Annotated in this window: 18 protein-coding genes; 7 read left to right on the forward strand and 11 right to left on the reverse strand. The window is 45.5% G+C overall.

What is annotated here, in order from left to right:
* Positions 1–125: 125 nt before the first annotated feature.
* Both MKY01_RS06085 and MKY01_RS06090 read left to right on the forward strand, forming a co-directional pair.
* Complete coding sequence (locus MKY01_RS06085) at positions 126–959, forward strand: hypothetical protein (RefSeq protein ID WP_282319170.1); 834 nt, start codon at positions 126–128, stop codon at positions 957–959.
* 295 nt (positions 960–1254) lie between these two features.
* Positions 1255–1962, forward strand: coding sequence for a stalk domain-containing protein (locus MKY01_RS06090; RefSeq protein ID WP_036672368.1), 708 nt, complete (start codon positions 1255–1257; stop codon positions 1960–1962).
* Between the two features lie 149 nt (positions 1963–2111).
* Here the strand turns inward: MKY01_RS06090 and MKY01_RS06095 are convergent, their stop codons facing one another.
* Positions 2112–3086 carry a ring-cleaving dioxygenase gene (locus tag MKY01_RS06095; protein WP_282319169.1) on the reverse strand — a complete coding sequence of 325 codons (975 nt, stop codon included), beginning with the start codon at positions 3084–3086 and terminating at the stop codon, positions 2112–2114.
* Between the two features lie 262 nt (positions 3087–3348).
* Here MKY01_RS06095 and MKY01_RS06100 point away from each other — a divergent pair, with 262 nt between their 5' ends.
* The gene (locus MKY01_RS06100) at positions 3349–4110 is read left to right on the forward strand and encodes a TIGR02206 family membrane protein (RefSeq protein WP_282319168.1); all 762 of its coding nucleotides are present in this window, start codon (positions 3349–3351) and stop codon (positions 4108–4110) included.
* A gap of 137 nt (positions 4111–4247) precedes the next feature.
* Here MKY01_RS06100 and MKY01_RS06105 read toward each other — a convergent pair whose 3' ends face one another.
* The 3 genes from MKY01_RS06105 to MKY01_RS06115 all read right to left on the reverse strand — a co-directional run bounded on the left by MKY01_RS06105 (position 4248) and on the right by MKY01_RS06115 (position 6642).
* Positions 4248–5042 (reverse strand): SDR family NAD(P)-dependent oxidoreductase, encoded by a 795-nt coding sequence (locus MKY01_RS06105; protein WP_036612094.1) that lies wholly within the window; start codon positions 5040–5042, stop codon positions 4248–4250.
* Between the two features lie 202 nt (positions 5043–5244).
* On the reverse strand, positions 5245–5508 hold the full coding sequence (locus MKY01_RS06110; protein ID WP_076327358.1) for a YqkE family protein: 264 nt from the start codon (positions 5506–5508) through the stop codon (positions 5245–5247).
* 483 nt (positions 5509–5991) lie between these two features.
* Positions 5992–6642, reverse strand: a complete 651-nt coding sequence (locus MKY01_RS06115) for a peptidylprolyl isomerase (RefSeq protein ID WP_315372497.1) — start codon at positions 6640–6642, stop codon at positions 5992–5994.
* Positions 6643–6898: 256 nt separating this feature from the next.
* On the opposite strand from MKY01_RS06115, the gene MKY01_RS06120 reads away from it, so the two are divergent.
* A complete protein-coding gene (locus MKY01_RS06120; protein ID WP_036612104.1) occupies positions 6899–8113 on the forward strand; it encodes an MFS transporter in 1215 nt (404 codons plus the stop codon).
* A gap of 102 nt (positions 8114–8215) precedes the next feature.
* On the opposite strand, the gene MKY01_RS06125 is transcribed toward MKY01_RS06120, so the two are convergent.
* The 3 genes from MKY01_RS06125 to MKY01_RS06135 form a co-directional block, all read right to left on the reverse strand.
* Entirely contained in the window at positions 8216–8407 is a 192-nt protein-coding gene (locus tag MKY01_RS06125; protein ID WP_036611535.1) for a hypothetical protein, read from the reverse strand.
* A gap of 39 nt (positions 8408–8446) precedes the next feature.
* Positions 8447–8818, reverse strand: a complete 372-nt coding sequence (locus MKY01_RS06130; RefSeq protein ID WP_036611534.1) for a hypothetical protein — start codon at positions 8816–8818, stop codon at positions 8447–8449.
* Positions 8819–8939: 121 nt separating this feature from the next.
* Positions 8940–9101 carry a hypothetical protein gene (locus MKY01_RS06135; RefSeq protein WP_017690239.1) on the reverse strand — a complete coding sequence of 54 codons (162 nt, stop codon included), beginning with the start codon at positions 9099–9101 and terminating at the stop codon, positions 8940–8942.
* A gap of 144 nt (positions 9102–9245) precedes the next feature.
* Here MKY01_RS06135 and MKY01_RS06140 point away from each other — a divergent pair, with 144 nt between their 5' ends.
* The gene (locus MKY01_RS06140; protein ID WP_282319167.1) at positions 9246–9527 is read left to right on the forward strand and encodes a hypothetical protein; all 282 of its coding nucleotides are present in this window, start codon (positions 9246–9248) and stop codon (positions 9525–9527) included.
* Positions 9528–9680: 153 nt separating this feature from the next.
* Complete coding sequence (locus tag MKY01_RS06145; RefSeq protein ID WP_339285872.1) at positions 9681–11579, forward strand: HAMP domain-containing sensor histidine kinase; 1899 nt, start codon at positions 9681–9683, stop codon at positions 11577–11579.
* 76 nt (positions 11580–11655) lie between these two features.
* Here MKY01_RS06145 and MKY01_RS06150 read toward each other — a convergent pair whose 3' ends face one another.
* Both MKY01_RS06150 and MKY01_RS06155 read right to left on the reverse strand, forming a co-directional pair.
* Positions 11656–11898: an NHLP leader peptide family RiPP precursor gene (locus tag MKY01_RS06150; protein WP_091015589.1), complete on the reverse strand. Its 243-nt coding sequence runs from the start codon at positions 11896–11898 to the stop codon at positions 11656–11658.
* A gap of 41 nt (positions 11899–11939) precedes the next feature.
* Positions 11940–12899 (reverse strand): hypothetical protein, encoded by a 960-nt coding sequence (locus MKY01_RS06155; RefSeq protein WP_282319165.1) that lies wholly within the window; start codon positions 12897–12899, stop codon positions 11940–11942.
* Positions 12900–13118: 219 nt separating this feature from the next.
* Between MKY01_RS06155 and MKY01_RS06160 the strand changes: the two genes are divergently transcribed.
* Entirely contained in the window at positions 13119–13856 is a 738-nt protein-coding gene (locus MKY01_RS06160; protein ID WP_282319164.1) for a hypothetical protein, read from the forward strand.
* 37 nt (positions 13857–13893) lie between these two features.
* Here MKY01_RS06160 and MKY01_RS06165 read toward each other — a convergent pair whose 3' ends face one another.
* Positions 13894–15147: an acyltransferase gene (locus MKY01_RS06165; RefSeq protein ID WP_282319163.1), complete on the reverse strand. Its 1254-nt coding sequence runs from the start codon at positions 15145–15147 to the stop codon at positions 13894–13896.
* A 138-nt stretch (positions 15148–15285) separates the two neighbouring features.
* Complete coding sequence (locus tag MKY01_RS06170) at positions 15286–16281, reverse strand: LCP family protein (protein WP_282319162.1); 996 nt, start codon at positions 16279–16281, stop codon at positions 15286–15288.
* Between the last annotated feature and the right edge of the window lie 6 nt (positions 16282–16287).

Here is a 16287-nt window from a genome sequence, read left to right on the forward strand (position 1 = left end):
AACGTTCTTTCGTGAAAACGAAAATTTGTAAAGATTATTTTATGAAAGATTAACAAATTCGCAACTTGCAGGCGATAAATGAAGATATAATAGGATTATCACAACAGATAAAGGAGCCCAGTATATTGAAAACTTGGACAGGTATCCTGCTGATGATTATTTTGGCGGTAGCTACGATTAGTACAACTTCGGCTGCCAGAACCATGAATGAATCGCAAAAACAGCTTAACATAGATGATCAATCCAGCCAGACCGAAGTGGTCGAGGCTTCCAATATAGATAAACTGCATGACACAACGAAGACAACACAGGAATCCATTCCTGTGAAAGAGGAATACGTTTCGGTAGCTCCAGAGAATGAGAACGTCAGATTATACCCCATGAAAGTTGAGGGTTCAGGATATATATATAACGGAATGATTTTGGAAGTGGACGGCAAAACGCGAGAATTTAGTGATTGGCAGGGAGAAGGCGGGTCTTACAAACCCGAAGTGCACGAGTTGGATCTGAATGGAGACGGCCAGAAAGAAATTATCGTTTTGTACACGGAAGGTCATGGAACAGGTATTTATTTGGGACAAGCACGTATCATTAATCCGGTAACGCTGGAAGAGATGAAGATGCAATCTCTGGATGAGATTGCGAAACAACATGTGAAGTCAAAAGTTACGGTTAGATCAGACCGTGTGGATGTTGATGTCGCCGTTGATGGCGTTCAAGCAGAACCTTTACGGATCGAGGAAGATACGAGTGGCGGCGTATATAACGAAGAGTTGGGGTTCGGTGGAGTTACCTATTACAGTGTAGAGGATGGCCAGCTTGTCGTATCAGCAGCAGGATCTTACGGTGCGGCTTTGTATGCGGGTGATCTGACATTTGCTTATGAGTATCAAGATGGCGAGTGGAAGGCCGTAGATTTGAAGTACAGCATGGAAGTGTATGAAGAAGAATATTTATGAATCTTTTGATTGATATCATCCTGTTGATATCATCCTGTTGATATCATAGTGCAGTGGGAATTAAAAGTTCTCGATTGTGGAGTTAAGTGAACAACTGACAAGAATATCTTCCTTTCTCCGTATACGGACAATGGGAAACAGGGCGAGGCTGAAAAAAATGGGGACATACAGCCTCGTTTTGTGCTACCCGGAAATAGGCAATGTGTACTAAAAATGCAGTAAACAATTGACATTATCACTTTAGTCGTTTAAATGTATAAAGGACAAATCATTTTAACATTCAGGAGGGATTTTGATGAAGAAAAAAGTTGTACTGGGTTTGATGGTAGGTACACTAACGCTTGGGATCGGAACAGGTGCACTCGCAGCAACAGGGTTGGAGCAGATTAAAGCCTATCTAAACAGCAAGATTACGCTAAAAATGGATGGTGCCACGGTGACAGCCAAAGATGCCAATGGTAAAACAGTGTTGCCTATCACTTACAACGGAACGACTTATTTGCCTGTGCGTGCTGTGGGATCTTTGCTTGGGACAGAGATCACTTATGACAGTGCAACTTCATCCGTCCTGATTGGCGGAAAGAATGGATCTGCGCCCGTAACCAACGGAAAAGTAACGCTGAGTGCACTTGGAACATCCGTACTGGGATCTACCGCTTGGCACACCAAAGATCCTAAGGATACCACATATAAAGGCAAGGATTACAAGGATGTTTATCTGCATAATGATCCTACGAAACAGGGGGATGATATCCAGATTAATACGGGTAAAAAGTATTCTTCTCTGCACTTGGAACTTGCCGCGCTGAAAGGAAATCAGGAGATTCATATCTATGATCAGGATCTCGCGACACTCAAAAAGTTCAATATCACTCCAGAAAGCGGTATGATGAGTCTAGATGTGGATGTTAAAGGTACAGACGCTGTCTATGTAGAGATTGTATCTGAAGATCCGGGTTCGGCTCTGTTTGTACCGCTCACAACATCGTATCTGACGAAGTAAAACACAATCTGCAAGTTTGCGACCTTACAGAAGGGGCAAGACAAGCATAAACATAAAAAAACGATGATTCACTAGGCGATTCCTGAACCGTATCCGGTATTCAGAGTTGCCTGGTGAACATCGTTTTTATTTTCTTTTTGTTACGAATATTAACGAATGACGGTATCCAGCGGTTTGAGATTAGCTTCAATCTCGGCGCGGCGACCTTCAAGGAATGGAGGCAAAGCAAGGGATTCACCCAGATGCTCCAATTCTTCGTCTGTATCAAATCCCGGACCATCGGTTGCAAGTTCGAACAGAATACCGTTTGCTTCACGGAAATATAGGGAGCGGAAGTAGAAGCGATCTACAAAACCGGAGTTAGGGAATTGGAAGTTACGAACCCGTTCCACCCACTGTTTCAGTTCTTCTTCGTTATCCACACGGAACGCAACGTGGTGTACGCTACCACGTCCAGGACGCTCTTGGGCAAGGTCATTCCGTTCCTCAACATGCACCTCGGAGCCGCTGCCACCTTCACCGGATTCAAAAACGAGTACATCAGGTTGACCTGGAGTAAAGGCAGGATAACTTCCTTTAGCTCTGAAACCGAGCAGTTCGGTAAGAACCGGAGCGGTAAGGGAAGCATCTTTTACCGTAAGATGGATAGGGCCAAGACCTACAATGCCATACTCGGCAGGCACAGGGCTCTGATCCCATGGTTTACCACCAGCGACACCTGTATTGTTTTCATCCGAGACCAGAATCAGACGTTGTCCTTCAAAGTCTGTGAACGAAAGCGTGGCACGACCACCCCGTTCAACAATCTCTCCATGTGGGACTTCGAATTCGTCAAAACGCTGCTGCCAGTAAGTAAGTGCCGCATCATTTGGAACGCGCAGTGACGTTCCGGATATGCTGTTCACGCCTTCACGAGTCTGTCCGGCCATCGGAATCTCGAAGAAGGTAAGTTCGGTACCCGGATTGCCTTTTTCATCGCCATAGAAGAGATGGTAGACGGACACGTCGTCTTGGTTGACCGTTTTTTTGATGAGGCGCAAACCCATGATGTTGGTGTAGAAACGATAGTTCTGATCGGCATGTGCTGTTAGAGCGGATACGTGGTGAAGTCCTTTGATTTGCATAATATTTCCTCCTAGATGAAATGGGATAGTGTAAATGTTCAGTTGAACGTTTGTTAAGTACGGTATATTTCATTTCGATTAAGAAAGTTACTAACTTTTCGTTTGTTTTGTTTCTGAATTTATCTTAACATAAAGATATTTAAATTACAATGCTTATTTAGAATTCCAACTGGACAGCTCTTTCATTCAATGGCAAAATGAAAAAGTTAACATTAAAGAGAGATACTGTTGGTGAGATCCTTGTAAAGGAGAGAAGAGATGCATGGCGTATCCAACATGGCTGGACCCTTATGATGCAGAGCCGTTTATCCTGTTCTCCACTTCACATATCGTTTCAATTAGCGTAATTACAGTATTGATTGTACTGATGTTTTTGCTTCGACACCATCTTCGATCATGGTCAGAGAGGGCACGCCGCATACTGCGGATTGTTCTGGCCTGCATCATGTTTGCCTGCGAAATCGTGCTGCAACTCTGGTATGTGTATGGAGGGATATGGAGCCTGCAGACTTCACTGCCACTCGAACTATGCAGTCTGTCTCTGCTATTATCGGCGTTGTTACTGTTAACACGCAGTCGACTGTTACATTCTGCACTGCTGTTTGCAGGTATTGCTGGAGCCCTTATGGCGATCCTGACTCCTAATCTGGGTTATGGTTATGCACATTTTCGATTCATTCAATTTTTCGTTGCTCATGCCTGTATCATTCTGGCTTTACTCTACATGACCTGGGTAGAACAGCTGCGACCTAGCTGGAGATCTGTAGCAGGTTCGATGATATTTGTGAATGTGGCAGCACTAATCGTATACATTGTAGATGTCATGCTTGACGCGAATTACATGTTTTTGAGACACAAACCGAGTACACCCTCGGTGCTGGATGTGCTAGGTCCGTATCCCATGTACATCCTTGGGGAAGAGATCCTTGCATTAGTCTTGTTCTCGCTGATGTACATTTTGCTCTTTGCCATTCCAGATCGGTTGAAGCATCGTGTGAAAAAAGGTAAAAGCTCCGCGGTATAGGGATAATCCTAGTAGTTGCGCCTGCGCCGCATTATAAACTCTTTATATAAAACATCCCGCAGTAATCTGAACGGATCAGATTGCTTACGGGATGTTTTGGCGTTGTCCCTGAAAGGGACCAACTTATCTTTATATTTTTATCCACGGAGCAGAGATTCCGCACCATCCACATAGATTCGTGTACCTGTAACATGAGAGGCTTCATCGGAAGCGAGGAACAGGACGAGGTTTGCGACTTGCTTCGACGTTCCGGGTTCGCCCTTAAGCGGATGTTCATGACCCTCAGGGAATTCAACGGGAATCTGTACTTCTTTCAGATCATCCGACGGATAGGTATTATCATCAATATTGGTATCGATGGCACCTGGGCAGACGGCGTTTACACGGATCTTATAACGAGCCAGCTCCAGTGCAGCCATCTTGGTAAACGCAGTTTGTCCCGCTTTGCTGGAAGCGTATGCAGAGAAACCGATCCCTGAGAAGACCCGGTTACCGTTGATGGAACTGGTGATAATGATGCTGCCGCCATGTTCTTTCAGATGGGGAATAGCATATTTTACGGTTGCGAAGGTTCCTCGCATATTGATCTCCATCGTCTGGTCCCAGTCCTCGATTTCCATCGTTTCAATCGGGGCCATCGTTCCGTTAATGCCTGCATTTGCAAATATGATATCCAGTTTACCCGCTTCAGCCGCAGCCTGATTGATCGCCTTCTGCACATTGTCCGGTTTGGAGATATCACATTCGATCACATACGCTTCTCCGCCAGCCTTTTCAATCGTCTGTTTTGTTTCCTCCGCATTTTCGGGTGTGCGATCCAGCATGTACACTTTGGCTCCATGCTCGGCGAATCGAATAGCAGTAGCCTGACCAATACCCGATCCACCTCCGGTTACAATCGCCACTTTGCCTTCCAAACGTTGTTCTGTCATCTCTGATCCCTCCAAGAGTTAGATTATCGTTGTACGCTCTATTTCTAACATACCCGGCTCAAGACGCGTGAATCATATGTGTATATATCAAAAAGAACAGGACCGCAACGCGGCCCTGTTCTTTGAACAGATCATCTTCATGATCTGCTGTAATATTATTTTGGCATGTGTGATAGAAGACATCCTTAGGTCATGCCCTGGCTTACTTATGTTTCTTCCAGTCCATTGCACTGTTATTGAGCAAATATTCGAAATCGTTATCCCGGCGCTTCTGCTCCGCTTGGCGAGCTTCTTCTGCTTGCTGACGTTCCTGCTCTTTAAGTGCCACCTCAGCAGCCTTTGCCTCATCCGCCTGAGCTTTCAGCTTCTCCAGCACATCACTGCTAAGCAGATCCTTCAGTGTTGTGGGTTTATCCTGTGCTACTGCTGCTTTGGGAGCAGGAGTGCGTTTTTTGGATTTTGCCATAGGAAAATCTCCTTTCCAAACATGAATCAGGTTCCATTTATCGTACAGTAGTCATAGTATATCAGGTTCCCGTAAAGCATTCCATGAATCTCCGGAACAAAAGCAGGAAAACGAGGGTTGCGTGACGAATGAAAACGGGTATAAAATCATATACTATTACCGATACTGCGACTATTCCCTGGAGAAAGGAGTCGTTGTTCGTGGAAGTAAACCGTGGTTTACTGAAAGGGCTTGCATGGGGCGTTGCCTTTAGCTGCCCGTTATGGATTGCGATTATCGGCTGGTTACGTTTGATGGGATGGATGTATTGAGGATGATGCCGGAAGAGGTCATTTTTTATAAAGTCATATATGTAACCGCTATCATTAAAATCAATAAATAAAGCTCTGCCTTGCGAGATACGCACAGGACAGAGCTTTTGTTTGTTTAGAGTTCCTTTCAAGTCATAACCATGGATTATTATCCGTTTGGAAAGGAAGTTAATTAAGGCATTTTTATCGGTTCTGGATACTCCAGACCGTGGGTATCTACCGTAACTTTTTTCATAACTTGATCCGTAACGGGTTTGTCACCTTCACCTATTTCCTGAGCTGCAATGTTATCCACAACTTCCATACCTTCGGTCACTTTTCCAAAAGTAGCATAGGCATTATCCAAATGATCCGCGTCAGCTAACATGATGAAGAATTGGGAGCCTGCGGAATCCAGATCTCCATCTTTTCGTGCCATGGAAATAACTCCGCGAGTATGATTCAGGTGGTTTTTGTGACCGTTGGATGTAAATTCGCCCTTAATCGTGTATCCCGGGCCGCCCGAACCGTTACCATTTGGGTCACCACTTTGAACCATAAAGCCCGGAATGACCCGATGAAAGATCAGGCCGTCATAGAACCCTTTATTCGCAAGGGAGATGAAATTATACACCGTGTTTGGCGCAATCTCGGGATAGAGCTCAATAACGATCTTTTGACCATCCTGCATCTCAATGGTAGCCACCGGGTTTGGACCTTCAGGTGCGGCCGGGACCGGCGCTTGCTCGGCACTGGTTGCAGGGCGTCCGCAACCACTAATGACGATAAGCAACATCGCAAGAACGAGCGATACTGCGGTTGTTTTTTTCCACCGTAAAGACATGAAAACGTTCCTCCTTGCATCTCTGCATTATATATTTTCTCCAAATCATATTTGGATATTTACCCAACTATCATACCGTTTTTGTGGACAGGATGGCAATGTAATACATGTGTTTGTGGTGAACAAGGGATGGCCTTCAAGGAATGATGGGTGTAAAATAAGGAAAATGCTTCCGCATCGGGGACGTACGGGTCTGTTCCGTCCGCTCCAATACACGGCAGTCCCGGCGTCAGTAACGGAAAGGGCGTGCGGGTATATGAACTTCTCGTGGAAGCGCAATCTGGTCATATTGTGGATTGGTGTATTTTTTTGCAGCACCGCCTATTCGATCTCGATTCCATTTCTGCCCCTGTTTCTAAGTGCTGACTTGGGGGTTCGTGATCACTTGGAGTTATGGTCAGGACTGGCATTTGGCATTACATTTCTTGCGAGTGCACTCGTGTCTCCGTTCTGGGGATCACTGGCTGACAAATACGGACGCAAGCCTATGCTGATCCGGTCGGGATACAGCCTTGCCGTCTTGTATTTAATCAATTATTTCGTGCAGGACCCGTATTCACTGATTGTTGTTCGATTGTTTCAGGGTCTGCTTGCAGGGTTTGTTCCAGCAGCGATTGCTCTGGTAGGTACAAATACACCTGAAGAGAAGACTGGTTATGCACTTGGTATTATGTCCACTGCAGGAGCCACGGGTGGTATTATCGGACCGTTAATTGGTGGCGTGGTGAGTCATTATTATGGGAACCGGAATGCATTTTTGTTTTCGGCTATTGTTGTGTTAGTCTCCGCGATCATCGCAACCTTCTGGGTAAAAGAAGAGAACTTCAACCGGAACAAAGCGCGTTCCCACGTCATGGATGACATTCGTGAAGCAAGAGCGAATCGTTTGTTTATGACGGTGCTTGGCATGATGGGCATATGTACGTTCTCCGTCATGATTCTGGAGCCATTATTGACGGTCTATGTGATGGAGATGGGCGTTCAGCCGGATCGTGCCTCACTCAGCTCGGGTATTATTTTCTCAGCGGTGGGGGTAGCAACAGTTATTATGGCACCGCGTTGGGGCAAGATTGGTTCAAGGATTGGATACGGTAAAGTGTTGATCATTGGACTTGTTGGTGGGGCTGTAGGGAATCTTCTGCAGTTCTTTACAACAGGATATATCGCATTCGGCATTTTACGATTTGTGTATGGTTTATTCTTTGCCGCTGTATTTCCGGCAATTAACGCCATGATTGTGCAGGCTACCGCATCGAGTTTCCGGGGCAGGGCTTTTAGTCTGAATCAATCCGCTGCCCAGATCGGGACGATGGCGGGACCGATTATTGGTGGTGTACTTGGGGGCTGGCTACCGATACGCTGGATATTTATTATTAATGGAGTGGCATTGATCATCACTGCGATGGTAGCGAAGTGGTCAGGATTGGATCACAAACTGCCCGTGGCAAGTAAGGTTTCCGCTAAGCGATGATGCTAAATCACTAAGAGAAAGTGAACTTACAGGTAACAAAAAAGATGACGCTGTGAAATTACAGACGTCATCTTTTTTAAGTCTACTACGGATCTATATAAGTTAGTCATCCGAAGAGGGCTTACGAGAAGCCTTCTCTTTGGGAATGGCATGTTCGACCGCATCACGTTGATCCTCATCCTCAAGTGCTTCGGGGAAGGAGTCCTCAGTGAACAGTCCGAAGTCCGGGTCAATATCCCGTTCGGTCACGAGATTATCCGGTTCATGCACATGCTTTTGGCGATCTTCCTTCATCGTGTATGCACCTCCTCATTCAGGATGTCATAACAGCTGTTAATGTCGCGGTGGAATGTCGTTCTCTGGTTTAGCATCCGCACCAGCACCATTAAGCAAGTCGGTACCATGCAAAGCATCCGGATCGGGTGCAGCAGGATCAACCGGACTGTTCGGTTGCAGAAGATCTGCATCCGGTACAGATTCCAGCGGTGTCTCAGCCAAACGTGAATCCAATTCCGGCTCATCCACAGCGGTTGCGGCTACGGGTGCCAGATCCGAATCTTCCGTAACAATCCGTCTGCCGGAAACTTCATCAAAGGTGTCCATATCGCCTTCCGGGACTTCCGTCTCTGGTGGAATATCGCGGGACCTCTGATAACGGTCATAATAGCGGTCGCTCTCTTCGTTACTAATTGGTTTGTCAGACATGAGTAACACTTCCTTTCATTGTCGGTTGTCCAAAGCTTCTTACTCCGTAGTTACCCAAAGCGCTAGTGTTGTAATCTTGCACAGGTTATTATCTCCGGGTGTTCACTACGATATGAATGCCTTAGAATTTGGGGAATACATATTTAACCAAGAAGTATAAGAATCCGAAAAAGATAATGATATATGCGGCATATTTAATAAATGTGGAAGCGACCATACTTGAATCCGATTTATGCTGAACATCCTTATGTTCTACCTCAACCGTACGATGGGGCTCATTCATTGTAATCATCTCCTTAGCGTGTTTGTTTGCTTTGAGAAACCATTACACCCGGAGCAAAGGATTGAATCGCAACCACCGTTTTTACAGCTTTTCCTGTTTTGCCTATGTTATGATGAAGCTTGAATATGTAAGGGAGGGATTCATGTGGACTGGTATACACTGGGTAATATGATCACACGCATCCGTATCGGGCAAAAGGCGTCCACACCCGGGTTCTCCCGTACCGTCATCCGTCGTCCGGATGGTTTGTTTTGGGTAGGCGGTATATGGTCCGGGCAAGTTGTCCAGTTACGGGATTTCCTTTTTTCCGACATATGGACCATCTATGATGATGAGGAGACAGAGCAGTGGCTTGAATTTCGCAGTCAAGTTGAACAGAAAGAACGGGAAATGATAGTGAACCAGTTCGAAGACTTGCATGATTAATCGGATAACTTTAACAATAAAATGGAAATAAGACTATAAATCGACTTAAATGTGAAATTTCATTTTATCTCAAGAAGGTGACGTGACAAACGGTGGCGAATGATAAATGAGAGAATCTAAGATAGGGAAAATTAGAACTTTGAGGTGCTGTGAATGAAAAATGTGCCCAAAGCTATCGTCATCTTATGGATGAGTGTATTGATTATTCTAGGCATGCCACATGGGATAGTCTTTGCAACTACAGGAGTGGTTCAGCAACCTGTATCCATTACAGGATGGGAAGTAAAATGGGGGAACGTTGACGATCAAGGATTCATCAGTGAGGTTAAGGGAGCAGACGAAATATGGGAAAAGCAGGGCAGTGATAAGTTAGAGTATAGCAATACGGATCGATCGAATTCTTTGTGGACTCGCCTGACCATTCCTGAGTTGAGTGAGGAAAGTTCAGCCATTCGATTTGAGAACATTAAAGGCAATCATATTGTTGTTTATCTGGAAGACCGCAAGGTCTACGAGAACTATCATTACAATTATGATAATAATGCTGTGTTGCTGCCCTTATCCAGCGAAAATTCAGGTGACACGCTCTATGTATGGTCGCAAAATGAAAAAGGCCGTCTGGGGATACAAGGTATTGTTCAGGTTGGACCTTATGCCGCGTTACAGGAGAAATATATTCATAACGGACTTATTGATGTAATTTTGGGCGCGACCTTTGTGTTCACAGCGATTACGATGCTGAGTTGTACATTCTTCCTTGGCAAATTCCATAAGGGATTATGGATCTCGCTATGCATCGTGATGGGTTCCATCGGCACGATGATCATCACGTACTCGCAATTTTTGTATACGTTCTATCAGGTATATGGTGACCTGTATTCCGTAGTCTTTGATCTGGCGATGCTGCTGGGTATGCCAGCGCTATGTTATTTTTTTGAACAGATTATCGGGCCAGGACTGCATGGAATCTTCACCAAACTGCGAAAAATACTATTCATATATTCAGTTATCGCGGTGTTCTCTCTATTTATCTATGTTACTTCAGGTGGGCAATGGGAGATCCTCTACAATCTGCTCGTACAGCGTGTGGTTGGCATTGTGCTGGTCATTCTGCTGACAATCCTGTTGGTTGGTACCATCGCCAAAGCGCTGCAACGAAATCGGGAAGCTATGCTGCTTGCAACGGGATTTGGTACATTTGCCTTGATCAGTGTGGCTGAACTGTTATGGTATTATCAGCGGAGTGGGACGTATCATCTGTTATGGTGGAAATGGTCCATGGTTGCATTTGTGATCTCGTTGATTGCCATTCTCGGAAGTCGTTTTGCCGAAAAACATACTAAAGTTCTAGAGTATTCCAAGGAACTGGAGCTGTTCAACAATGAGTTGCAGCGATCCGAAAAGATGGAGATTATTAGTGAATTGGCCGCTTCCGTTGCCCATGAAGTACGTAATCCACTTCAGGTGACAAGAGGGTTCTTGCAACTTATGACGGAACAGGAAGACAACAAAAATAAGGGGTATGTGCGAATTGCACTGGAAGAACTTGATCGGGCTTCGGGCATCATAACGGATTTTCTTACCTTTGCCAAACCTGAGTTTGATCATATTATCTCGCTCAATATCTCGGATGAGTTCAATCATATTGAAGGCATTCTTGTACCGATGGCTAATCTGGAAGGTGGTAAAATCACCACTGACATTCCGCCAGATCTATATATTCGAGGCAATTCCTCGAAGTTTAAGCAGGCTTTTATCAATATTATTAAGAACAGTATTGAAGCTCTGCAGGGACAAGGCCAGATTGATATCTGGGCGTACAAGCAGGATGGAATGATTAAGGTGCATGTCAGGGATAACGGAGAAGGAATGGACGAGGAAGCACTCTCCCGGTTGGGCGAGCCTTATTTCTCCAATAAAATCAAAGGCACAGGCCTCGGCATGATGGTGACATTCCGTATTGTTGAAGCGATGCAAGGACAGATCAGCTTTACAAGCACCAAAGGGGTAGGAACAGAAGCGGTTGTAACTTTTGTCGAGTTCGTCGATTGACGAACTCACAGAAGGATACAGCGGCTTTTTTGTTCCTACCCCTAATTTCTTACACTACAAGATTAGCTCACCCGAATTAACTTCTCCAAGGTCCGCAATTCACATCATAATTTACTTTGGAAGGATTGGGAGGTATGACAAGTACATAGTCATTCTGCTGCTCCTCAACAGTACGTACCTGAATGTGCTCCGGAATTACGATGCCAAACGCTTCACGAAGCGCCTGCTTCGGATTGGAGTGCAATTGTTGTCTGAAGTGCTCGTCAGTCCAAGCCTTTTCAATAATATCCTCATGCAACGTTTTCTCTGATACCATCATCGTCAACATTCCCTTCATATTTAAAATTAAACTGAATCAGCTTAGTCCTTATGCTCAGAATCCCAATTGTGCTCGCTAATCCAGTGATGAAACCCGCCTTGGAGGAGCTGTTTCTTCCGTTGTGTAATGTCCTGAACAGCTTGTACTAAAGTGCTGCATAAATAAGAATTAAACGCCTCAAGATGCGATATTACTAAGTTAGACGATGTTAGTGTACGATTATAGTGATAAGCAATGTCTACGTAAGAGTTCATGAGTTGTGTATTGTATACATTGTCATGTATACGGTCGCTTAGAGGATGAACTGGATAGTTATGATTCAGTGCTGCGGATATGTGGGAGAGGTAGCTGTTGTAGTTTCCATGCACAGCATCTTGTTGCGTGTCTGTGAAGTCATCGGTCATCTGGAGTGTCATGAGTGTGATGTTGATGGCAGAACACACCGGGATAATCCGGTCGGACTGATTCAGCAGAAGCAGTGCACCAGTAGCTCCAATGAGGAGAGGGGCAGCCTTTTGCGCAATCAACAAGGGATTCTGTTGGAAATAATCAATGGAATGCTCACCCGTAACACTCACGGCCCAATCCACTACATATTGTCTGAAATAGACCCAGAACGTGGAGGAAGGATTGAATAATACCGAGTAAGATTGAAGTGCATCCATGTAATATAGATTACCCAGGGATAACTTCAATGTGGCATTCTCCGGTTGTTCATCCATCACGTCGTCCTGATTCAGAAAATATAACATATGGATGAGACAGGCTGTACTTAATTGGTGTGCTTTCTCTGGGGGTAGTTTATCTGAGTGTTGCATCCAAAGTGGAGTGATGTACCCGATGTAGCTGTGTCCCGAATCTCGTAACAGCGGATTAACCGAACGAAGCTGCTCTAATGCATGTCCTGACAAGGGTTCGGGATATTCCCGTACGAGTTGTTCCGCTGAAGCAAACACGACCTCCAGATCGGATCTAAACGGATCTAACCAATCTTTCCGCATTATTACATATCGTCCTTCCTGCGATAAGGTGACTAAGGACTGTTCGACTAGATCATGAAGTTACACTTAGTATAGCGGAAATAAACTGAAAAAAATAGGATTTTTTGTGATCAATTGTGAGAAAAATGATGACTTTTTGTATTTTATGGCATAAAAAAGTGGATTTTAGGCTCAAACTAGGAAGGCACAGGATTTCGACATCGGAAAGGCGGCAGAAAAATGAATTTGAAATGGAAAACATGGATGGCAGCCGGATTGGCAGCCGTAGTTATAACAGCAGCAACAGGACATGTGGCATTTGCTGATCCAGCCGTTCGTGCTGAGCAACATGACGATGCGTCAAAACCTTCTTCCTCCGGCAAACCAGCGAAGCCATGCATGCAGGCAGGACACGGTCTGTTCATGATTGGTGAGACGGCAGACTTGCTTGGGATTGGACTTCGGGATCTGAAAGAACAGATGGAACTTGGCAAGACGTTGTCCCAGATTGCGAAAGAGCGTAAGGGACTTAGTGAGGAGCAGTTATTGCAGAAGTTGAAGCCTACACTGGCACAGCGTTTGGATCAAGCTGTGGAAGAAGGTTGTCTCACCAAGGAACAAGCTGCAGCCACGAAGGCAGACATGGATACCAAGTTGAAAAAGGTCATTAATACACCGCTGCGTGATTTGCGGCGTGAATTTGCCCACCATGGCAAACGTTCCATGGTAGATAAGGGCGAAATTGCCCGGTTTATTGGAGTGACCCCTGCTCAACTGCACGAGCAGCTTCAGGGAGGGAAATCCCTGGCTGAGATTGCTCAGGCAAAAGGCATTAGCGAAACGCAGCTGGTGGACAAGCTGAAGGAACAATTAACGGGTGATTTGAAGATATTTGTGAATCAGAAGGGCAACGTGCATCCAGCCCCGGGTCCCCAGGAACCTGTTCCTGGACGATCAACTTCGAGCGAAGTAAATTAAAGAAGAGCGTCTCCGTGAGGGGACGCTCTTCTTTATTCTAAAACGGCTCACTCGTTCCCGGACTGCGAGTTGGGCCGGGTGACGGAGTTCGCTCAGATGAATTTCTTTTGTCCACAGCAGCTGATGAATTAGGTATCGAACGTGGTTTGCGCATTAACCCTACGGTGAAACGTGAGCCAGGAAGCTTGGACAGCGCCCAACTGATTGCAAGAGCAATGCCAACTGTTACAAGGAACGATAGCAACGTTACAGGCAGATGCCATCCACTGAGTTGAAGCGGTCTGGTGACGTAAGCGATCGCGTAGATCACCAGTGCATGAACCAGATATCCACCAAATGAATAGCGGCCAATCCAGGCTAAGAGGCGCTGAAACCATGTATCTTTGCCCCGCATCAGTACAAGGAAACCATACATCATAAACATCTGAGCCATAATGATCAGGAATGTGGTTGGTTTCAGATAGGTGGAGATATTCAGATTAACAACATCCCCGGACCCACGCAGCACATCGTAACCAAGCCATATATACATCCCTATAAACAGACAGATCGTCCATGGCAGGATCTTTGTGGTCCAGCTCCTCCAGCTATCCACTGACCAGGCACATACGGCACCCAGTAAAAAGTAAAACCAGTACATCACCCATGAATAGGAGCGATATTGCAGCAACGTTGACCAAGGCTCAGACATGGATTCTGTCCAGCCCTCCATATTATAGTAGGACCATTGCATAAGCAGGGCATATAGTACTGCTGCAAAGAGAATTAGTCCGATAATGACTTGCATGGGAGTGAAACGTGAGGTGTTCTGGATACGTCTCTGAATGGCTTTTGCTCCTGTCCAGAACAGGGGGAACAGAATATAGAATTGAAACACCATAATAACAAACCAGAGATGATATCCCGTCTGTGGTATAAACAGTTCACGAATCAGACTGCGAAAATCCGGTATGCCTGCAAGCCAGAACGCGGGGGTGAAGATACGGACAGAAAGCCAGTAGATCAGTGTCCATACGACAAACGGCATATAGATATCGCCAAATCGCTTTCGAATGAAGCGAGGATATTCCGGTTTGGTGTTACGATGATGGTAAAACAACATTACACCCGATAGAAATACAAACGTTGGCGTACCAAATCGGGTCAGATGATAAATCATGGTCAGCATAATGGAATCCGGTTGTTCAATATCAGCGCGATAGATATACTCAGCGATACTATGCTGCATGACGATTGCCAGAAAGGCAATGCCCCGCAGTTCGGTCCATTCCGTTATTCGCGGTTTTTTCACATTGTAATCCTCCCTCCAGGAACCGGAGTTCATCATATAAGGGTACCCGTTAAACATTAAGACTGCATTAAATGGAGAAAATAGATACAAAAAAAGACGGCTTTGGCCGTCTTTTCTATTGATATATATCATGCTTGTTTAGTTCTGTTCCTCTGATGATGGAGTCTCTGAGGACTCGGCATCTTCTTCAAACATTTTCTGAATGTAGGACTGGAGTTTGGCCACATCAACACCCAGCACCTGAGCTGAGCCGACCAGTTCATTGGTGAGTAGTTTGTTCGGTGGAATCTGCTGCTGATCGATATCGTTCACATGGATATCGAAGCCAAGTGATGCGAGTTTTAACATCTGGGTTGGACTGAGGTCTGTCTCAATATAAGGAGCGATGGCTTCCAGGATATCCGGGATTTTGAAAAGCGACATGGTACTCTGCATTTTCTTGGCCAGCTCGGTCATGAAGATCCGCTGCCGTTCGGTACGGGTAAAATCCGATGTGGCATCATGCCGGAACCGAACATATTGCAGGGCGGTTTTGCCGTCCATATGCTGCAATCCTTTTTTCAAGTCAATGTCGTACATATGTTTATCTGCTTTACTGGTGTAATACATGTCTTTCTCCACATCGATCTCAATGCCGCCTACCGCATCAACAAGTGCCATGAAACCTGTAAAGTCTGTGTAGACATAATGCTGAATGGGAATACCGAGCAGATCACTGACGGTTTGTTTGGTCAGCTCCGCACCCCCGTAGGAAAAGGCTGCATTAAGTCTGCTTTTGCCATGCCCGGGAATGGCGACATAGGTATCACGCAGTACGGAGAATAGATGGGCTTTCTTGGTGACCGGATCAATGGAAGCGACCATGACCGAGTCCGAGCGTCCTGCATCGTCGCCTCTTGAGTCTCCACCAAGGAGCAGAATGTTCACCCGTTCCTGGCCCTCCCATCTGGGAATCGTTGTTGTTGGTGTGTCTGAATCGTTGTCTGTGCCGGAAGAGGACGAGTTGGATGAAGTCCCGGAAGCCGTGGAGATGCTATTGGCAAAATGAACAATCGAATATCCGTAATATACAACGACACCTGTAATCGCAAGTGCCAGGGTCAGGGCTGTACCCCATAACCATTTTTTAAGCATAATCTT

Origin of the sequence: Paenibacillus sp. FSL R5-0486, assembly GCF_037975155.1 — a bacterium.
In the GTDB taxonomy this organism is placed as follows: Bacteria; Bacillota; Bacilli; order Paenibacillales; family Paenibacillaceae; genus Paenibacillus; species Paenibacillus amylolyticus.